The 17,542-nt window shown below is 72.2% G+C and carries 16 protein-coding genes; 6 read left to right on the top strand and 10 right to left on the bottom strand.

Going from position 1 to position 17,542, the window contains the following annotated elements; translation table 11 throughout:
• Positions 1-65: 65 nt before the first annotated feature.
• The 6 genes from AACH11_RS20015 (at position 66) to AACH11_RS19990 (ending at position 4,928) form a co-directional block, all read left to right on the top strand.
• The gene (locus tag AACH11_RS20015) at positions 66-818 is read left to right on the top strand and encodes an SDR family oxidoreductase (RefSeq protein WP_341376040.1); all 753 of its coding nucleotides are present in this window, start codon (positions 66-68) and stop codon (positions 816-818) included.
• A 20-nt stretch (positions 819-838) separates the two neighbouring features.
• Positions 839-1,546: an amino acid ABC transporter permease gene (locus AACH11_RS20010; protein WP_341376039.1), complete on the top strand. Its 708-nt coding sequence runs from the start codon at positions 839-841 to the stop codon at positions 1,544-1,546.
• Entirely contained in the window at positions 1,543-2,325 is a 783-nt protein-coding gene (locus AACH11_RS20005; protein WP_341376038.1) for an amino acid ABC transporter permease, read from the top strand. The genes AACH11_RS20010 and AACH11_RS20005 overlap by 4 nt, the downstream gene beginning before the upstream one ends.
• Positions 2,322-3,056, top strand: a complete 735-nt coding sequence (locus AACH11_RS20000; protein WP_341376037.1) for an amino acid ABC transporter ATP-binding protein — start codon at positions 2,322-2,324, stop codon at positions 3,054-3,056. The genes AACH11_RS20005 and AACH11_RS20000 overlap by 4 nt, the downstream gene beginning before the upstream one ends.
• A 121-nt stretch (positions 3,057-3,177) precedes the next feature.
• Complete coding sequence (locus tag AACH11_RS19995) at positions 3,178-3,999, top strand: ABC transporter substrate-binding protein (RefSeq protein WP_423228779.1); 822 nt, start codon at positions 3,178-3,180, stop codon at positions 3,997-3,999.
• 35 nt (positions 4,000-4,034) lie between these two features.
• The gene (locus tag AACH11_RS19990; RefSeq protein ID WP_341376035.1) at positions 4,035-4,928 is read left to right on the top strand and encodes a DMT family transporter; all 894 of its coding nucleotides are present in this window, start codon (positions 4,035-4,037) and stop codon (positions 4,926-4,928) included.
• Here AACH11_RS19990 and AACH11_RS19985 read toward each other — a convergent pair.
• The 10 genes from AACH11_RS19985 to AACH11_RS19940 all read right to left on the bottom strand — a co-directional run bounded on the left by AACH11_RS19985 (position 4,885) and on the right by AACH11_RS19940 (position 17,457).
• Entirely contained in the window at positions 4,885-5,514 is a 630-nt protein-coding gene (locus AACH11_RS19985) for a hypothetical protein (RefSeq protein ID WP_341376034.1), read from the bottom strand. The genes AACH11_RS19990 and AACH11_RS19985 overlap by 44 nt on opposite strands.
• Before the next feature lie 64 nt (positions 5,515-5,578).
• Positions 5,579-7,087 (bottom strand): ATP-binding cassette domain-containing protein, encoded by a 1,509-nt coding sequence (locus tag AACH11_RS19980; protein WP_341376033.1) that lies wholly within the window; start codon positions 7,085-7,087, stop codon positions 5,579-5,581.
• Entirely contained in the window at positions 7,084-7,935 is an 852-nt protein-coding gene (locus tag AACH11_RS19975) for an ABC transporter permease (protein ID WP_341376032.1), read from the bottom strand. The genes AACH11_RS19980 and AACH11_RS19975 overlap by 4 nt, the downstream gene beginning before the upstream one ends.
• Entirely contained in the window at positions 7,923-8,936 is a 1,014-nt protein-coding gene (locus AACH11_RS19970; RefSeq protein ID WP_341376031.1) for an ABC transporter permease, read from the bottom strand. The genes AACH11_RS19975 and AACH11_RS19970 overlap by 13 nt, the downstream gene beginning before the upstream one ends.
• Positions 8,936-10,498 carry an ABC transporter substrate-binding protein gene (locus tag AACH11_RS19965; RefSeq protein ID WP_341376030.1) on the bottom strand — a complete coding sequence of 521 codons (1,563 nt, stop codon included), beginning with the start codon at positions 10,496-10,498 and terminating at the stop codon, positions 8,936-8,938. The genes AACH11_RS19970 and AACH11_RS19965 overlap by 1 nt, the downstream gene beginning before the upstream one ends.
• Before the next feature lie 123 nt (positions 10,499-10,621).
• A complete protein-coding gene (locus AACH11_RS19960) occupies positions 10,622-12,061 on the bottom strand; it encodes an aldehyde dehydrogenase family protein (RefSeq protein ID WP_341376029.1) in 1,440 nt (479 codons plus the stop codon).
• 26 nt (positions 12,062-12,087) lie between these two features.
• The gene (locus tag AACH11_RS19955) at positions 12,088-13,089 is read right to left on the bottom strand and encodes a tripartite tricarboxylate transporter substrate-binding protein (RefSeq protein ID WP_341376028.1); all 1,002 of its coding nucleotides are present in this window, start codon (positions 13,087-13,089) and stop codon (positions 12,088-12,090) included.
• Complete coding sequence (locus AACH11_RS19950) at positions 13,086-15,056, bottom strand: hypothetical protein (protein WP_341376027.1); 1,971 nt, start codon at positions 15,054-15,056, stop codon at positions 13,086-13,088. The genes AACH11_RS19955 and AACH11_RS19950 overlap by 4 nt, the downstream gene beginning before the upstream one ends.
• An 87-nt stretch (positions 15,057-15,143) precedes the next feature.
• Entirely contained in the window at positions 15,144-16,316 is a 1,173-nt protein-coding gene (locus AACH11_RS19945; RefSeq protein ID WP_341376026.1) for a lactonase family protein, read from the bottom strand.
• Complete coding sequence (locus AACH11_RS19940) at positions 16,306-17,457, bottom strand: porin (protein ID WP_341376025.1); 1,152 nt, start codon at positions 17,455-17,457, stop codon at positions 16,306-16,308. Before AACH11_RS19940 ends, AACH11_RS19945 begins: the two co-directional genes overlap by 11 nt.
• Between the last annotated feature and the right edge of the window lie 85 nt (positions 17,458-17,542).

Raw genomic sequence — 17,542 nt, 5'->3', positions numbered from 1 at the left:
CAGCCAAACCCTCTTGGTCAGGCGCCCGGCGACTCTGTAGATTTGAAGTCAGTCAAGGAACTGTCATGCCGTTTTCCGATTACCGAACCGCCCTCGTCACCGGAGCCTCCTCGGGCATCGGCGCGGCCGTCGTGCGCCGCCTGTGCGCCGAGGGCCTGCAGGTGCATGCGCTGGCCCGGTCGGCCGACGCGCTGCAGGCGCTCGCCGTCGAGACCGGCTGCATCCCGCATGCCATCGACGTCAGCGACACCGCCGCGCTGACCGCGCTGTGCGCCGCCACGCCCTTCGACGTGCTGGTCAACAACGCCGGTGTCGACCGCCCGCGCAAGCTGCTGCAGTCGCAGGCCGAGGACGTCGATCTGCTGGTCGACGTCAACCTGCGCGCCGTGCTGCATCTGTGCCGGCTGGTGGTGCCGGGCATGGTCGAGCGCGACCGCGGCCACGTCGTCAACATCAGCTCGATCGCCGCGGCCTACAACTTCGGCGGCAACAGCATCTATCACGCGACCAAGGCCGCCATCAGCATGCTGTCCAGGCAGCTGCGCGTGGACGCCTGCGGCAAGCGCGTGCGCGTGACCGAGATCTGCCCCGGCCGCGTGGCCACCGACATCTTCGCCCACGTGCACGGCGACTCGGCCGAGATCCGTGAGCGCTTCCTCGACGGCTTCGAGCTGCCGCAGGCCGAGGACATCGCCGCGGCCATCGCCTTCGCCATCGCCGCGCCGGTGGCCGTCAACATCGGCCACATGGAGATCACGCCGACGCTGCAGGTGCCCGGTGGCCTGACCACCGTGCGCCCGGGCCAGTCCCAGGCCTGAAGCCCCGACCCGCCGTCGCCATGAAGGACTTCGACCTCGCCGCGCTGCTGCTGGACCCCGAGTTCAGCGCCATGCTGCTGCACGGCCTGCGCACCACCGTGCTGATCGCCCTCGGCTCCTGGCTGCTGGCGATGTCGCTGGCCCTGGCGCTGCTGGGCCTGCGCCTGACGCCGTGGCGCGTGCTGCAGCGCGGCGTGGCCGCCTACGTGTCCTACCACCGCAACGTGCCCACGCTGGTGCAGATGATGCTGTGGTACTTCGGCATCGCCAGCCTGCTGCCCGACGGCCTGCAGGCCTGGCTGTCCGAGCATGCGGCCGAGGCGGTCTATGCGGTGGTCGCGCTCGGCCTGTGCCAGGCGGCCTACTTCAGCGAGGACCTGCGCTCGGGCCTGCGCGCCGTGCCACCGGGCCAGGCCGAGGCCGCGCGTGCGCTGGGCCACGGCTTCGTCGGCACGCTGCGCCATGTGCTGATGCCGCAGGCCGTGCGCAATGCGCTGCCGGCGCTGATCAACCACAGCGTCTCGCTGTTCAAGAACAGCAGCCTGGCGATGGCCATCGGTGCGGCCGAGCTGACCCACGCGGTCAAGGAGATCGAGAGCCGCACCTTCCGCGCCTTCGAGTCCTACGCGATCGCCACCGTGGTCTATCTCCTCATTTCGCTGCTGATCATGGCCGCCGGCGCCTGGATCGCCCGCCGCAGCGCCCGCACCGGAGCGCGCGCCGCATGAGCGATCTCCTCACCATCGTGCAGGACCACTGGGTCCTGCTGCTGATCGGCCAGTACCCGAACGGCCCGCTGGGCGGCCTGGCCTGCACGCTGTTGCTGTCGGTGCTGGCCATCGTGCTGGCCTTTCCGCTGGGGGTGGGCGTGGCGCTGGCGCGGCTGTCGCCGTGGCGGCTGCTGAACGTGCCGGCCACGGCCCTGGTCTACGGCGCCCGCGGCATCCCGCTGCTGATGCTCATCCTGTGGGTCTACTTCCTGGTGCCGCTGCTGATCGGGCGCAACGTGACCGGCTTCGTCACCATGCTGTGCACGCTGGTGGTCTACGAATCGGCCTTCCTGGCCGAGATCGTGCGCGGCGGCATCCTGGCCCTGCCCAAGGGCCAGATGGAGGCGGCGCGTGCGCTGGGCCACAGCCACCTCGGCGCGATGGCCCACGTCATCCTGCCGCAGGCGCTCTACAACACGCTGCCCAGCATGGTCAGCCAGTTCATCTCCACCATCAAGGAGACGACGCTGGGCTACGTGATCAACGTGCACGAGCTCACCTTCGCCGCCAGCCAGGTCAACAACCAGCTGCTGACCAAGCCCTTCCACGTCTTCGCGATCCTGGCCGGCGTCTACTTCGTCGTCTGCTGGTCGCTGACGCAGCTGGCCGAGGCGCTGGAGCGCCGCATCGCCCGCAAGCGTCAGGGGCCGCGGGCCGTGGCCCGCCCGGCCGCCGCCACCGCCGTCCCGGTCGCCGACGATCTGCCTCCCGCCGCCGCCACCCGGAGCACCCCATGATCCTCTTTTCCGACGTCAACAAGTGGTACGGCGATTTCCACGCGCTGGCCGACATCAACGCCGAGGTGCGCCAGGGCGAGGTGGTGGTGGTCTGCGGCCCGTCGGGCTCGGGCAAGTCCACGCTGATCCGCACCGTCAACCGGCTGGAGGACATCCAGTCCGGCCAGCTGATGTTCGACGGCCGGGACGTGCACGCGAAGATGTCGCACGTCGAGCTCAACCGCCTGCGCAGCCGCATCGGCTTCGTGTTCCAGAGCTTCAACCTGTTCCCGCACATGTCGGCGATCGACAACGTGATGTTCTCGCCGATGCGCCTGCGCGGGCTGTCGAAGGCCGAGGCGCGCGAGAAGGCCGAGGCGCTGCTGGCCCGTGTCGGACTGGCGGCCAAGGCCGCTCACTTTCCGGCCCAGCTCTCGGGCGGCCAGCAGCAGCGCGTGGCGATCGCCCGTGCGCTGGCGATGGAGCCGCCGGCCATGCTGTTCGACGAGCCCACCAGCGCGCTCGACCCCGAGATGGTGGGAGAGGTGCTGCAGGTCATGCGCAGCCTGGCCCACGACGGCATGACCATGATGTGCGTGACCCACGAGATGAACTTCGCCCGTGAGGTGGCCGACCGCGTCTGGTTCATGGATGCCGGCCGCATCCTGGAGACCGCCGACCCGCAGCGTTTCTTCAGTGCCCCGCAGCATCCGCGGGCGCAGCGCTTTCTCAGCGATCTGCGCGCCCACTGAGCGCCCCGCCACCCGTCCTTCCTTTCCCCGCCCCGCGGTGGCCCGGCAGACGGGTCACCGGTTCCGATCGCCGTCCTTGCAGCAGGAGTACACCGTGACCCAGACCCGTCGCCATCGCCTGATGATGGTCTCCACCCTGGCGCTGAGCGCCACCGCCACTGCCCCCGCCTTCGCCGACCAGTGGCAGGACATCCAGGCCCGCAAGGAGCTGCGCTGCGCGACCTTCGCCGACGTGCCGCCGTTCGCCGCACCGGACCCGAAGACGCGCGAGATGGTCGGCTTCGACGTCGACATGTGCAATGCGCTGGCGCGCCAGCTCGGCGTCAAGGCCACCGTGGTGCCGGTCTCGGTCGAGGCCCGCGTGCCCGAGGTCAAGATGGGCCGTGTGGACGTGGCGGTGGCCAACCTGGCCTACACGCTGAGCCGCGCCAGCCAGATCCAGTTCAGCCATCCGTACTACCTGGCCAAGGAGATGCTGGCGGTCAAGGCCGGCGATCCGGGCACGAAGAAGGCCGACTTCAAGGGCAAGCGCATCGCGTCGACCAAGGGCTCGACGTCCGAGCTGTCGATCAAGATGAACGGCTCCGAGCCGGTCACCTTCCAGGACACCGGCTCGGCCTTCATGGCCGTGCAGCAGAACAAGGCCGTGGGCATGGTGGCCAACACCATGACCATCACCAAGCTGGTCGCGCAGTCGAAGACCGGCGGCCAGGAGCTGAAGATGATCGGCGAGCCGATGGTCTTCCAGCCCATCGGCGTGGGCATGAAGAAGGACGAGCCGGCGCTGCTGGCCAAGGTCAACGAGGCGCTGCTGGCGATGGACAAGGCCGGCGAGATCGGCAAGCTGTGGGACAAGTGGCTGGGCCCGGCCACCGAGTACAAGATGACGCGTGACGACAAGGTCGTGCCGCTGGCCGAGCTGAAGTTCGAGCCCATCCCCTGAAGCCCGTCCTGGACGCGGCGGGCCTGCCCGCCGCGATGGCCCTCAAGCTGGGCGCCATGCTGGCGATGACGCTGATGATGGCCAGCGTCAAGGCGCTCGATGGTGGCGTGCCGGCCGGCCAGATCGTGTTCTACCGCTCGGCGGTCACGCTGCTGCCGCTGCTGGTCTGGGTGCTGTGGCAGGGCCAGGCCGACGCGCTGTGCGCGCCGCAGCGTCTGCGCCGGCATCTGGGGCGGGGCCTGTCGGGCTCGGCCTCGATGTTCATGATCTTCGTGACGCTGGCCTGCCTGCCGCTGTCCGAGGCGGTGCTGCTGGGCTATGCGGCGCCGCTGATCACCGTGCTGTTGTCGCGGCTGATGCTGGGTGAGGCGGTGCCGGCCCACCGCTGGTGGGCGGCGCTGCTGGGTGCGGCCGGCACGGCGGTGGCGCTGGCGCCGTCGCTCCGGCCGGCGGCCGGCACCGGTGACGTGCTGCCGTCCGCGGGCATCGACTGGCGGGTGGGGCTCGGCGTCGGCGCCGGTCTGGCCGGTGCGCTGTTCGCCGCCATCTCGACCGTGCAGATCCGGGCCCTGGCCGGCCGCGAGCCGGCCACCGCCATCGTCTTCCACTACACGCTGACCACGCTGCTGATCGGCCTGCTGAGCCTGCCGGCCGGCTGGGTGATGCCCGATGGCCGGCAACTGCTGCTGCTGGTCGCCGCGGGCATCTCCAGCGGTCTCGCGCAGTGGTTGCTGGCGCTCAGCCTGAGGCGTGCCGACGCCTCGCTGCTGGCGCCGCTGGACTACAGCACGCTGGTGTGGTCGATGGGGCTGTCGGCGCTGGTCTTCGGCCAGCCGCCGGGCCCGGCGGTGTGGGCCGGCGCGGTGCTGATCGCGGCGGCGGCCTTCAGCGCGTGGTGGGGCGGACGCCGGCCGGTGCCATCGCCTTGACCTGAGGGGCCGCGTGCCGGCGGCCCTGCATCGCCAGACCGAGCGACAGCAGGGCCAGCAGGCTCAAGGCCAGCGCACCGGGCTCGGGCACCGCGGCGATGTGGGCCTCGAAGCTGACCGGCAGCTCGTGCGTCATGCCGGCATAGGGCGGGCTGGTCAGCACCTCGTAGGTCAGCGGCACGGCCAGCCAGTCCGCCAGGTAGGGGTTGGCATGGAGGCCTGAGGCCGTCTGGTAGCCGAAGCCGTAATGGGTCAGCTGGCCGCCGGCCAGGCTCACCAGATTGTCCACCGCATAGGGCTCGTTGCCGGGGATGGCCGTGCCCGTGGTCTGCAGTCCGATGATGGCCTCACCGTTGCGCTGGCCGTGGATGGCCACGATGGTGTAGGCGCCGTTGGCATCGGGGGCGTCCAGGGTCTCGAACTGGCCGCTGGCGCTGATGCCGCTGCCGCTGTAGGCCCAGTCCCAGACCAGTGCGGCCCGGGCCTCGGTGGCCGGGGCGAGCAGTGCGGCCAGCGCCGTCACGGCGGTGGCCGCCAGGGCCGGGATCTGCGACAGGCGCGGTCTGGAGACGGGGCTGGACGACATGGTGTGGCGTGAGGCGTCTGGATGAGGAGATCGCATGCTAGGTGAGCGATCACTTGCTGACAAGTCAGCGCGGATCCGGATGGCCCGTCTCGGCCACGCTGGCGGGCCTGTCCTGCGCCGGATGCCCGGCCTGCAGACGACCGGCCGCCATGTGCCAGCACTGCTGGGTCGCCTGACGCGCCAGGTCAGGGTCGTGGCTGACCAGCAGCAGCGCGCAGCCTTCGGCGCCGAGCTCCTCGCACAGCAGGCCCAGGGTCTCGCGCTGGGTCAGTGCGTCCAGCCGTGACGTGGGCTCGTCGGCGAACACGAAGGCCGGCCGCAGCAGCAGCACGCGCAGCAGCGCCAGGCGCTGCAGCTCACCGCCGGAGACCTCGCCCGGGTGGCGGGCCAGCAGCGCCTCGTCCAGCTTCAGGCGCTGCAGCAGCGCGGGGATGCGCTCGGCCTCCAACCGGTGCAGCCGCACCAGATCGTCCAGTCCCTGGCGCAGGCGCTGACCCGGCGCGAAGGAGGCCACCGGGTCCTGGTAGAGCTTCTGGAAGCGCCAGGCCGGCACGCCGGCCCGCCGCTGCACCCGGCCGCGGGCGATCGCCTGCACGCCCACCAGCACATGGCCCAGCGTGGTCTTGCCGCAGCCGCTGGGGCCGACGACGGCCAGGGCCTGGCCCGCGGTGATCGTCAGGCTGGCACCGTCGAGCACGCGCCGCGGGCCGAAGTCCACGCCGATGTCGTCGGCGCGGATCAGCGGCTCGTCCGCGATGATGGCGACCCGGTCGGACCGCACCGGCCACAGCGCCGGCCAATGCCGGGGCTGCGCGGCGATCAGGGCCCGGGTGTAGTCATGCCGCGGTGCCTGCAGCACCGCGTCGGCGGGCCCGGCCTCGATGATGCGGCCCTGGCGCAGCACGGCCAGCTCGCCGCCGAGGTGGCGGGCCAGGTCCAGGTCGTGGGTGATGGTCAGCAGGGCCTGGCCCTGACGCTGTGCACGGGCCAGCAGATCGGCCACCTGGGCGCAGGCGCCGGCGTCCAGGCCCTTGGTCGGCTCGTCGGCGATCAGCACGCGGGCATCGCTCTGGCTGGCGCAGGCGATGCCCACGCGCTGGGCCATGCCGCCCGAGACCTGGTGCAGCCACTGGCCACCGGCCTGGGCCAGGCCGAGGGCCTGCAGATGCTGCGCGGCGCGGGCCCGGGCCTCGGGCCAGGGCAGGCCGGCGGCATGGCGTCCGGTCTCGGCGACCTGCAGGCCCAGGCGCATCAGCGGGTTCAGCGCGGTCCAGGGCTCCTGCGGCAGCATCACCAGTTCGCGGCCCCACAGGCTGCGCGTGCGCTCGCGCTGGCCATCGGTGGCCCGGCCCAGCACGTCGAGGCGGCCGTGGGCGGCCAGGGCCGCGGGCAGGGTGCCCATGATGGCCTGGGCCAGCAGCGACTTGCCGGCGCCGGACTCGCCGACCAGGGTCAGCCGCTGGCCGGCGCGCAGCGTGAAGCTGCAGCCGTCGAGCAGCCGCCGCGCGGGCAGGGCCCGCAGATGGACGCCCAGATCAGTGGCCTGGAGCACGATGTCGGACGTTTGGGTCATGCTGCGCTCTCCTGGGCTGCGGCGTCGGGGGCGGGGGCGGGGGCGGGGGCGGGGTCGGTCGTGCGCGGGCCGGTCAGCGCCTGCAGCGCGCCCAGCACCAGGATCAGCGCCAGCACCGGCGCGGCCAGCAGCCAGGGGGCGTCCTGCCAGTAGGGCAGGGCCTCGGTCATCAGCAGACCGAGCTCGGCCTGCGGCGGGCGCAGGCCCACGCTGATGAAGCCGAGGGCGGCCACGGCCAGCACGGCGGTGGCCACCGCATAGACCCACAGCCGGGCCAGCAGCGCGGCGGCCGGCCGCAGCACGTGCCAGTGCAGGATGTAGCCGGGCCCGAAGCCCAGCAGGCGTGCGGCCTGCACCGGCGGGCCGGTCAGCGCCGAGCGGGCGCGCGCACGCATCAGGCGGAAGAACTCCACCCAGGCCGTCAGCACCAGGCCGCCGTAGATCGCCCACTTCTCGCCCGGCGCCAGGGCCGCCAGCAGCAGCACCCACAGCAGGCCGGGAATGGCGGCCACCGCGTCGGCCAGCAGGCACAGCGCCCGGTCGGTCAGGCCGCCACGCAGCGCGGCCAGCAGACCGGCCGCCGTGCCCACCGCCACCGCCAGCGCGGCCGATGCGAGCGCCAGGCCGACCGAGGTGCGCAGCCCCTCGCCCAGGCGGGCCAGCTGGTCGCGGCCCAGATGATCGGTGCCCAGCCAATGCCGGACATCAGGGGCCTGCAGGCTGCCCATCAGATCCTGCAGATGAGGGTCCGGCGCCAGCAGCGAGGTCAGCCCCGCCACCGCCGCCAGCAGGCCGAGCACGCCGAGGGCGGCCCACGGCGCCGGGCGTGCGGGGGTCAGGTCGCGCATCGGTCATCTCCTCGTGTCGGTGCGGGCTGCGCTGTCCGCGTCGCGGGGGGCGCGGCGGTGGTGCCGGCGGTCCGCAACCGTGGATCGAGTCCCAGGTGCAGCGCATCGATCGCCCCGTGCAGCAGCACGAACAGCAGCGCCATCGTCAGCGCCGTGCCCTGCACCATCGGCACGTCGCGGGCGATCACCGCATGCACCAGCGCATGGCCGATGCCGGGCCAGGCGAACAGCGTCTCGACCACCACCATGCCCTCGACCAGCAGCACCAGCTGCACGCCGGCATAGGCCAGCGTGCCCAGCAGGATCTGCGGCAGCGCATGGCGGCGCAAGGCCACGCCCCGTGGCAGGCCCTTGACCTGGGCGAAGGTGTAGGCCTCGCTGTCCAGCACCCGCCGCGCCGCCTCGCGCACCACCTGCGTGAAGCCCGGGCACAGGGCCAGGGCCAGCGTCAGCGCGGGCAGGATCACGTGCTCGGGATCCTCGTGGCCGGCCACCGGCAGCCAGCCGGCCTGCACGGCCAGCAGTGCCGACAGACCGATGCCGATCAGGAAGGCCGGCGTGGCGCGCAATGCCGTCATCGCGGCCTCCACGCTGCTGCTGATCCCGCCATGTGGCCGCGCGGCCGCCCACAGGCCCAGGCCGAGCCCCAGGACCAGCGCCATCAGCCAGGCCACGGCCGACAGCCACAGCGTGTGGCCGAGCTGGTGCGCGACCAGCGCCGTCACCGGCTCGCCCAGCACCATCGACACACCGGCCTGGCCCTGCAGCAGCTGGCCCAGCCACTGCAGCCAGCGCGCGGCCGCGGGCCGGTCCAGGCCGAGCTCGGCGCGCACGGCCTCGGCCGCCGCGGCATCGACCAGGTCATAGCCGTAGCGGCCGGCGGCGATGCGGTAAGCGGCATCGCCGGGCAGCGATTCGGCCATCACGAAGCACAGCGTGCCGACCACCAGCAGCGCCGACACCGCCTGCAGCAGCAGGCGGCGCCAGAAGGCGGCGCCCATCAGCGGGCCCAGCCCATGCGGCTGATGCGATAGCTGCGCTCCAGCGGATCGACGCTGACGCCGGTCAGGCGCTCGCTGGCCGTCATCGAGTGCACGGACCAGGCCACCGGGATCACCGGCAGTTCGGCCTGCAGCACGGTGGCGATGGCCCCGCGCAGGGCCGAGCGCCGCCGCGGATCGACGGCACGGCTCATCGTGTCGATGCTCTGGCTGACCTGGGCGCTGTGCCAGCCCATCGCGCCCCAGTCACCGCCGCGCGGGCCGAAGTCCTGGATCAGGCTGCCCAGCGGATCCGGCACCAGACCGTGGTTGCGCGCCAGCAGCGCCAGCTCCAGCGTGCCGTCCTGGTGGCCGGCCGGGATCTCGCCCGAGTTGGTGATGCTGACGGCCAGATCGATGCCCACCGCCTTGAACTGCGCCTGGATGGCCGAGGCCATCGGCGGCAGCTCCGGCCGGTCGGAGAAGGTGCGCAGCGTCACCTTGAAGGGCTGGCCCTGGGCGTTGCGCAGCAGGCCGTCGGCGCCCGGCTGCCAGCCGGCCTCGCGCAGCAGGGCGCGGGCGCGTGGCAGATCCTGCGTCAGCGGGCTCAGCGTGGGCACATGCCATTCGGCGAGGATGGGTGCGAACAGCTGGGTGGCGGCGGCCTGCGGCGCGCGCAGCAGCGACTGGGCGATGGCCGGGCGATCGATGGCCAGGCTCATCGCCTGGCGCACCCTCAGGTCCGACATCAGCTTGTGGCCGGCGTTGACCTTCAGGTACAGGGTGCGCGGGATCGGCTGCAGGTGCAGCTTCAGGCCACGAGCCTGCTGCAGCGATGCATAACGCACCGGGTCATGCGTGTAGACCAGATCGGCCTGGCCCGAGCTGGCCATCATGCCGCGTGTCTCGGCCCGGCCCACGGCCAGGTAGTCGACCGCGGCGATGGCCGGGCGGGCGCCGTCGTAGCCGTCGAAGCGGCGCGTCTGCAGCGACTGTGGCGGGCGCAGCGCGCTGACCTGGTAGGGGCCCGAGCCGATCAGCTGGCGCACCGTGCCGTCGGCCGCATAGGCTGCCGGCGCCAGCACCAGCGTGCTGGCGTGCGACAGGAAGGCCGGCAGCGTGCTGAAGGGCTTGTCCAGCCGCAGCACGACCGCATCCGCCGCGGCCTGGATCTGGCGCACCCCGGCGTTGCGCAACAGGCCGGGCTGGGCCAGCGCGCGTTGCAGGCTGGCCGCCACGGCCTCGGGCGTGACCGGGCTCTGGTCATGGAAGCGCGCCCCCGGCCGCAGCGTGAAGCGCCATTCCAGCCCATCGGGCGAAGCGGCCCAGCTGCGCGCCAGACCGCCCACCAGCTGCCCGCGGTCATCGACCTCGACCAGCGTCTCGGCGATCTGCAGGCGGGCGAACACGAAGCCGGACTTCGACGGCTCCAGCCCGGCGACCTCCCAGGGGGCGATGACCTTGAGCGTGCGGTCGGTCTGCGGCGGGGCCGCGAAGGCCGTGACATTGCTGAGGCACAGCAAGGCAGCCATCGCGCCTTGCAGCCACTGTCGCCGCGGGATGCGGACAGTCTGGGAACTCACGGACATCGTTCAGATCAGGTGTGATAACGAATTCTCAGTATAAGTAATGTCGAAAGGATGAGGCCAAAGCCCGGCCCGAGTGCGGTGGCATTGCCTGGCGTGATGAAGGGCTGGCTGCCAGCCTCAGGCCGCGGTATAGGCCGTCTTCCACTGGCTGTAGAACTCCGCCGCCTGCGGGCCCTGTTCGCGCGGCCCCAGGCTGGAGCCCTTGCGGCCGCCGAAGGGCACGTGGAAGTCGACCCCGGCTGTCGGCAGGTTGACCATCACCATGCCGGCCTGGGCATGACGCCGGAAATGCGTGGCCCGCTTGAGCGAGGTGGTGGCGATGCCGGCGGCCAGGCCGAAGGGCGTGTCGTTGGCCAGGGCCAGCGCCTCGTCGTCGTCCCTGGCGCGCTGCACGCTGACCACCGGGCCGAACACCTCCTCGCGGTTGATGGCCATCTGCGGCGTGGTGTCGGTGAACAGCGTCGGCTGCAGATACCAGCCCGGCTGGCCGTCCGGGCTGTGGGCCATCGCCCGGCCGCCGAAGGCCAGCCGCGCGCCCTCGTCGCGCGCCCGTTCGATCGCCGCCAGGTCGACGGCCAGCTGCCGCTCGTCGATCACCGGGCCGATGTCGGTGCCGGGCTTGCGCGCATCGTCGACCCGCAGACGGCCCAGGCGCTCGACCAGGGCGGCGACGAAGCGGTCATGGATGCCGGGGGTGACGATCAGCCGTGACGAGGCGGTGCAGCGCTGGCCGGTCGAGTACCAGCCGCTCTGCACCGCGGCGTTCACCGCCACCTCCAGGTCGGCGTCGTCGAGCACCACCATCGGGTTCTTGCCGCCCATCTCCAGCTGGCAGCGGGCCATGCGCGCGGCGCAGGCCGCGGCCACGCCGCGCCCGGTGCGCACCGAGCCGGTGAAGCTGATGGCCGCCACCCGCGGGTCCTCGGCCAGCACCGGGCCCAGCTCCAGACCGCGGCCCATCACCAGGTTGAAGGTGCCCGCCGGCAGGCCGGCGCGCGAGAGGATCTCGGCCAGCGCCCAGGCCGAGGCCGGCACCGCTTCCGCCGGCTTGAATACCACCGTGTTGCCCTGCGCCAGCGCGGGGGCGATCTTCCAGGCCGGGATGGCGATGGGGAAGTTCCACGGCGTGATCAGGCCGACCACGCCCAGCGGTTCGCGCGTGAGCTCGATGCCCACGCCCGGGCGCACGGACGGCAGGGCATGGCCCTCCGGCCGCAGCGCCTCACCGGCGTGGAACTTGAAGATGTGGCCCGCGCGCGTGACCTCGGCCGCCGCCTCGGGCAGGGTCTTGCCCTCCTCGCGGGCGAGCAGGTCACCGAGCTCCTGGCGCCGCGCCAGCAGCTCGGCGCCCACCGCGTCCAGCACCTCGAAGCGCTGCAGCGGGGTGCTGGCGGCCCAGGCCGGTGCGGCGGCGTGGGCGGCGCCGATGGCCTCGCGCAGCTGCGCGGCATCGGCCTGGGCGAACTCGCCGATGCAGTCCCGGGTGTCCGAGGGGTTGATGTCGCGGCTGGCCGAGGGGCCTTCCAGCCACTGGCCGGCGATGAGGTTGCGGTGCATGGAGGATGTGGAGCTGACGGGAGAACTCAGGTGCGGGGGATGCCGGCGCGCTCGATGACGGCGCGCCATTTGGCGATGTCGGCGCGCATGCGCGTGGCCATCGCGCCGGGTGGGCTGGCCTGGCCGATCGCGCCCTGCTCCAGCAGGCCCTGCTGCACATCGGGCAGGGCCAGGGCGCGTCCGATCTCCTGATGGATGCGGCCGACGATGGCCGCGGGCGTGCCAGCCGGCACGGCGATGCCGTTCCATGACGAGGACTCGAAGCCGGGCACGCCGGCCTCGGCCAGTGGCGGCACGTCGGGCAGGCCGGCAAACCGGCGGGTCGAGGTGACGGCCAGCGCCGTCAGCGCCTGGCTGCGGATCTGGCCGAGCACGGCCGGCACGATCTCGAAGCCGATCTGCACCTCGCGGCTGCGCAGCGCGGTGACCAGCTCGCCGGTGGTGCGGAAAGGCACGAGGGTGACGTCGATGCCGGTCATCGCGCGGAACAGCTCGGCCGTCAGGTTCTGCGTGCTGCCGATGCGCACGGTGCCGATGTTGAGCTGGCCCGGCCGCGCGCGGGCGGCGGCCAGCACGTCGGCCACCGAGCGCAGGCCGGAGCCGGCGCCGGTGACCAGGGCCAGATCGAAGCTGGCCAGCGTCGAGACATGGACGAAGTCCTCCATCAGCCGGTAGGGCAGGTGCTGGAACAGCGACTCGGTCAGCGCCGTGCCGCTGCCGGCCATCAACCAGGTCTGGCCGTCCGGTCGCGCCCGGGCCACCGACTGCACCGCGGCCACCGGGATCGGCTTGTTGTCGATCACCACCGGCTGGCCGAGCGCCTCACCCAGACGGCGGGCGACCAGGCGGGCCACCAGATCACCGGCGCCACCGGCCGCGAAGGCCACCACCAGCTGGATCGGGCGCTGTGGCCAGGGGGCGTCGGCGGCGCGCACGCGCTGCGCGGTGGCGCCGAGAACCGGCCCCAGCGCGGCCGCTGCTGCGGCCAGCAGCCGGCGGCGGTCCGCCATCCTCAGGTCGCGCGTCATGCGGGCGACCCGGCGGCACGCAGGGCTCGCACCGCCGCGGACGGCACGTACTGCGGCGTCGAGTCCTCCCACACGCTGTCGGTGATCTGGCGCTGGTCGCTGCCGTCGGCGTTCATCACGAACAGCTGGCCGTAGGGCTGGAAGGTGTTGTCGTAGTGGCAGGCCTCGTCGCGATAGCCGGCCCGGCCGCTGTTGAACAGGATCTGCCGGCCGTCCGGCGTCCAGACGGCGTGGCCGTCGCTGGCCTCGTGCGTGGTCAGCCGCTTCAGATCGCTGCCATCGGGCCGTACCGTGTAGAGGTCGAAGTTCGACCAGATGCTGCCGGGCTTCTTCACGCCGCGGTTGAACAGGATGCGGCTGCCGTCGGGCGACCAGATCGGCATGTTGTCGTAGCCCTGGGTGATGCGGCGGACCTTGCGCGTCTCCAGGTCCAGCACCGCCAGGCCGCCGAGCGAGGCGCTGGCCGGATCCGGGTTGGCGATGCGGAAGACCACCTCACGGCCATCTGCCGAATAACTCGGAAAGCCGGCGTTGAACAGGCTGTCGTCGGTCAGCGGCTCCAGGCCGCTGCCGTCGCGCTTCACGCGCATCAGCCTGGCCCGTCCCTTGCCCCGCTGCGTGAACCATTCGCCCACGCCGAAGACGATCCACTGGCCGTCCGGCGACCACACCGGGAAGAAGGCGCCGGCCAGGCCGCGCTTGACCAGGCCCATGTCCAGGCCCGACTGCTTCGCGACGCTGTAGACCCGGCGGCGCTGGCTGCCATCGGCGCGCATCACGTCGACCGAGCCGTCGTCGCCCTTGGCAGTCAGCACCATCCAGCCGTCGGCCGAGAAGGCGGGCCAGACGTCGGTGTAGCGGTAGTCGCGGCCCGGGTCCCAGCTGTAGAGCGCTTGGTCCTGCTTCCAGCCCCGCCAGGTGAATTTCTCGTAGACGAGGGTCTTGCCGTCGGGCGACCAGCAGGGCGTGCGCAGGCCGCCGAGCTTGACCACGCCGGTGGCCGCCCGGGTCGAGTACAGGCCGTCCTCGGGCCCGCCCTTGCGGCGCCAGACGATCTCGTCGGCGCTGCGGTACTGCGGGCTGATCTTGAAGCCCGGCCCCTGGGTGTGCACGGTGCGCGCGCCGCTGGCGACGTCGACCGAGACGATCTGCGAATCGATCTGCAGCAGCAGGTCGGGGCGCAGCACCCAGTAGGTGTACTCGGTCTGGGTCTCGTAGAAGACGATGCGCTGGCCGTCCGGCGACCACTTGGGCGAGCCCAGGCAGTGGCCGGCGCGGCTGGCCACCTTGCGCAGGCCGCCGCGGCCATCGGCGCGGAGGATGTAGATGCTGAGTTCCTGCGTGTGCTCCCAGCCGGCGCCGTTGTGGTGGCCGGTCCACTCGGTGTCACGGTCGGACGAGAAGGCCAGCCATTGGCCGTCCGGCGACCAGGACGGGCGGAAGAAGCCGTTGGGCAGACCGGCCTGGCCCTGGACGCCGGGAATGCCCGTCAGGTTGAGGGCCTGCCCGGTGGCGATGTCCTGAACCCAGATGTTGGCCAGGAAGCCGTCGCGCGTGCTGACGTAGGCCACCCGACGGCCATCGGGCGACAGCACCGCGGCATCGTCGACGGCCGGTGAATCGGTCAGGCGCTGCACCGCGCTGCCGTCGGCGCGGGCGCGGTAGATGTTGCTGTTGCCCAGGCCGTCACGCTCGGAGGTGAACACCAGCCACTGGCCATCGGCCGAGAAGCTGGCGTTGTAGTCCAGCGTGCCGCTGTCGATCAGCTTGCGCTCGCCGCTGCCGTCGGCCTGGGCGATGTACAGGGCCGAGGCCGAGGGGCCGATGCGGTTGAGCAACAGGGGGCCGGCCGGGGCGGTGTCGGCCGCCGCAGCCGTGGCGGCCGCGGATGCGAAGGTCGAGCCGAGGGCGGACGCGCCGAGGGCGGCGGTGCCGGCCAGGAAGCGGCGGCGGGGGAGCAGGGTCATGGCGGTCTCCGTGTCAGGGCCGGTCGGGGCCGGCGTCGTGGTTCGCAAAGGTGGGGCATGGCTCGGGGCGCCGGGCGCCGCGAGCGTTCAGGGCGCGAAGGTCACGGCCAGTGGCGCGGCGAGGGCCGCCGACGGTCCGGCCGCACCCAGGCGGCCGTCGCGTTCGACCGGCCACAGCTGCAGCCGTCCGGTGCGCTGCAGCGCGACCGCCAGCCAGCGGCCGTCGGGCGACAGGTCCATCGCCCAGGGCAGTTCACCGCCGGCCGGCATGCGTTGGGCCAGACTCAGCAGGCCGGATGCGGCGTCCACGGTCCACACCTGCAGCGTGTGTTCACCGCGCTCGGCCACGTAGAGGTGGCGTCCGTCGCGCGACAGCAGCAGCTCGGCGCCGCTGCGGTTGCCGCTGAACGCCGGGGCGTTCAGCGCGACGGTCTGCTGCAGGGTCAGCGTGCCACGCGCCTCGTCCCAGTCCAGCACCATCAGGTCGGCCGTCAGCTCGTTGAGCAGATAGGCCTGGCGGCCGCCGGGCGCGAACACCAGATGGCGCGGGCCGCTGCCGGCCGGGACGACGAAGGCCGGCACCGCGGGCCGGGCCGGCGTGGGCCCGATGCGGCCGTCCGTGCGGTCATGCGGATGGATGAAGACCCGGTCGGCGCCCATGTCGGCGGCCAGCAGCCAGCGGCCACCCGGCGACAGCGCGAGCCCATGGGCATGGGGCGACGCCTGGCGCCGGTGCGGCCCGGAGCCCGTGTGGGTCACGATCTGCGATGGCCCCTGAGGTGTGCCGTCAGGCAAAAGCGCCAGCCGACCCACGCTGCCGCTGCCGAAGTGCGCGACCAGCACGCTGCGCCCCGCGTCGTCAAGCAACAGATGCGTCGGGCCGGCGCCGCCGGTGGCCGCGCGGCCGAGCTCGACCGCGCTGCGGCCGGTGAGCCAGACCGAGAGCTGGCCGCCGGCGGGCTCGTCGGTCAGCACGTACAGGCGCTGACCTTCGGCATCCAGGCTCAGCCAGCGCGGTTTCGGACCCTGCATCACCGGCCGGCCCTCGCCGAGCCGCGCCTCGCAGCTGTTCCAGTCCCAGGCCTGGACCGAGCCGCTCTCGCTGCTGCCGTACAGGGTGCCCTGGACCTGGCAGGCCGTCTGAGCGGCCGCCGTGGGTGGGATCAGCGCTGCCTGGCAGCCCGCCAGCAGAACCAGGCCGGCGAGCAGCGCCGCCGCCAGCCCTGCCGGCCGGCCCGGGTGTCGTGCCTCAGAACACATGCTTGAGTCCCGTCTGCACGCCGAGCGAGCGGCTGTAGGTCTCGGTCTTGGCGATGCCCACGTCGGCCGACAGGCTGGTGCGCTTGCTCAAGGGGTGGACATAGCCCAGGCCCAGCTTGGCCGTGGCCTGGCCGTTGGTGACCGGGAAGGCCGCGTAGGGATTGGGCGTGGTGGCCACTGTGGCCCCGGGCGTCACCGCGTTCGGATTGAAGCCCTTGGCCGGGTCGTAGCGGCCGACCGCCAGGCGTACGGTGCCGGTGCCCACCGGCATGTGCGCGCCGAGCAGCCAGGTGGTGGTGGTCGGATTGCCTGCCACGTTGTTCTGGCCGAAGGACAGGTTGGCCATCGGCTTGATCCAGCCGAGATCCAGCGATCCGGCCAGCATCGTCGAGCGGTTGTTGATCGCGTCGCTGCGGTGCGAGTCGTTCCAGGCCAGCGCCAGCCACAGCGGGCCCTCGTTGTACTGCAGCGCTGCACCCACGTTCCGGCCGTTGGGCGAACCGGTGGCCGTCGCCGAGGTGCCACCTTCTCCCAGACCGACACCCAGCTGCACCGACAGGCCCCTGAACTTCGGCGACAGGTAGAGCGCCGAGTTGCGCTGCGCTGCCACGAAGTTGCCGCCGCGGGTGTAGCCGGCGAAGCTGGCCACGTTGTACTCGTAGCCCCAGGGGTCGGAGGCGATGCCGACGTTGAAGTGCGGCGTGGCGGTGCGGCCCAGCCGCAGCTCGCCCCAGCGCTGGCTCGACAGTCCGACCCAGGCCTGCGAGTTCCAGAAGCCCGCGTTGTAGCTGCGCACGCCACCGGTGTAGGTCACGCCGTCGCGCGGTTCGGTCGAGCCGGTGTCGGGCTGGAATCGGTGCTCGATCAGGAAGTTGGCCCGCAGGTCGCCGTCCAGCACCTCGCTGCCCTTGAGGCCCAGCCGCGCGCTGGACGACGAGTGCATGGTCCAGGCACCGCGGGTGCCGATCTGCCAGTCACTGAAGTGGGCCAGATTGGACTGCCCCGTGTCGGCCTTGGACACGGCGATGTCGATGATGCCGTAGACGCTGACATTCGACGTTGGGGGCGGCGTGGTCTGCGCCAGCGCCGTGGCGGCGGCCAGCAGCAGGGCCGCGGCGGCGATCGGGGTATGGATGTTCATGTCTCCTCACTGCGTGGTCGCTGCAGATGGGACTGCAGTGCGCGCAGCGTAGGAGAGCGGTCTTCTCAAGCCACTGAACGAATCC

The sequence above is a fragment of the Pseudaquabacterium rugosum genome (assembly GCF_038066575.1).
GTDB lineage: Bacteria > Pseudomonadota > Gammaproteobacteria > Burkholderiales > Burkholderiaceae_C > Pseudaquabacterium > Pseudaquabacterium rugosum.
This window is presented reverse-complemented; position numbering and strand designations above follow the sequence as displayed.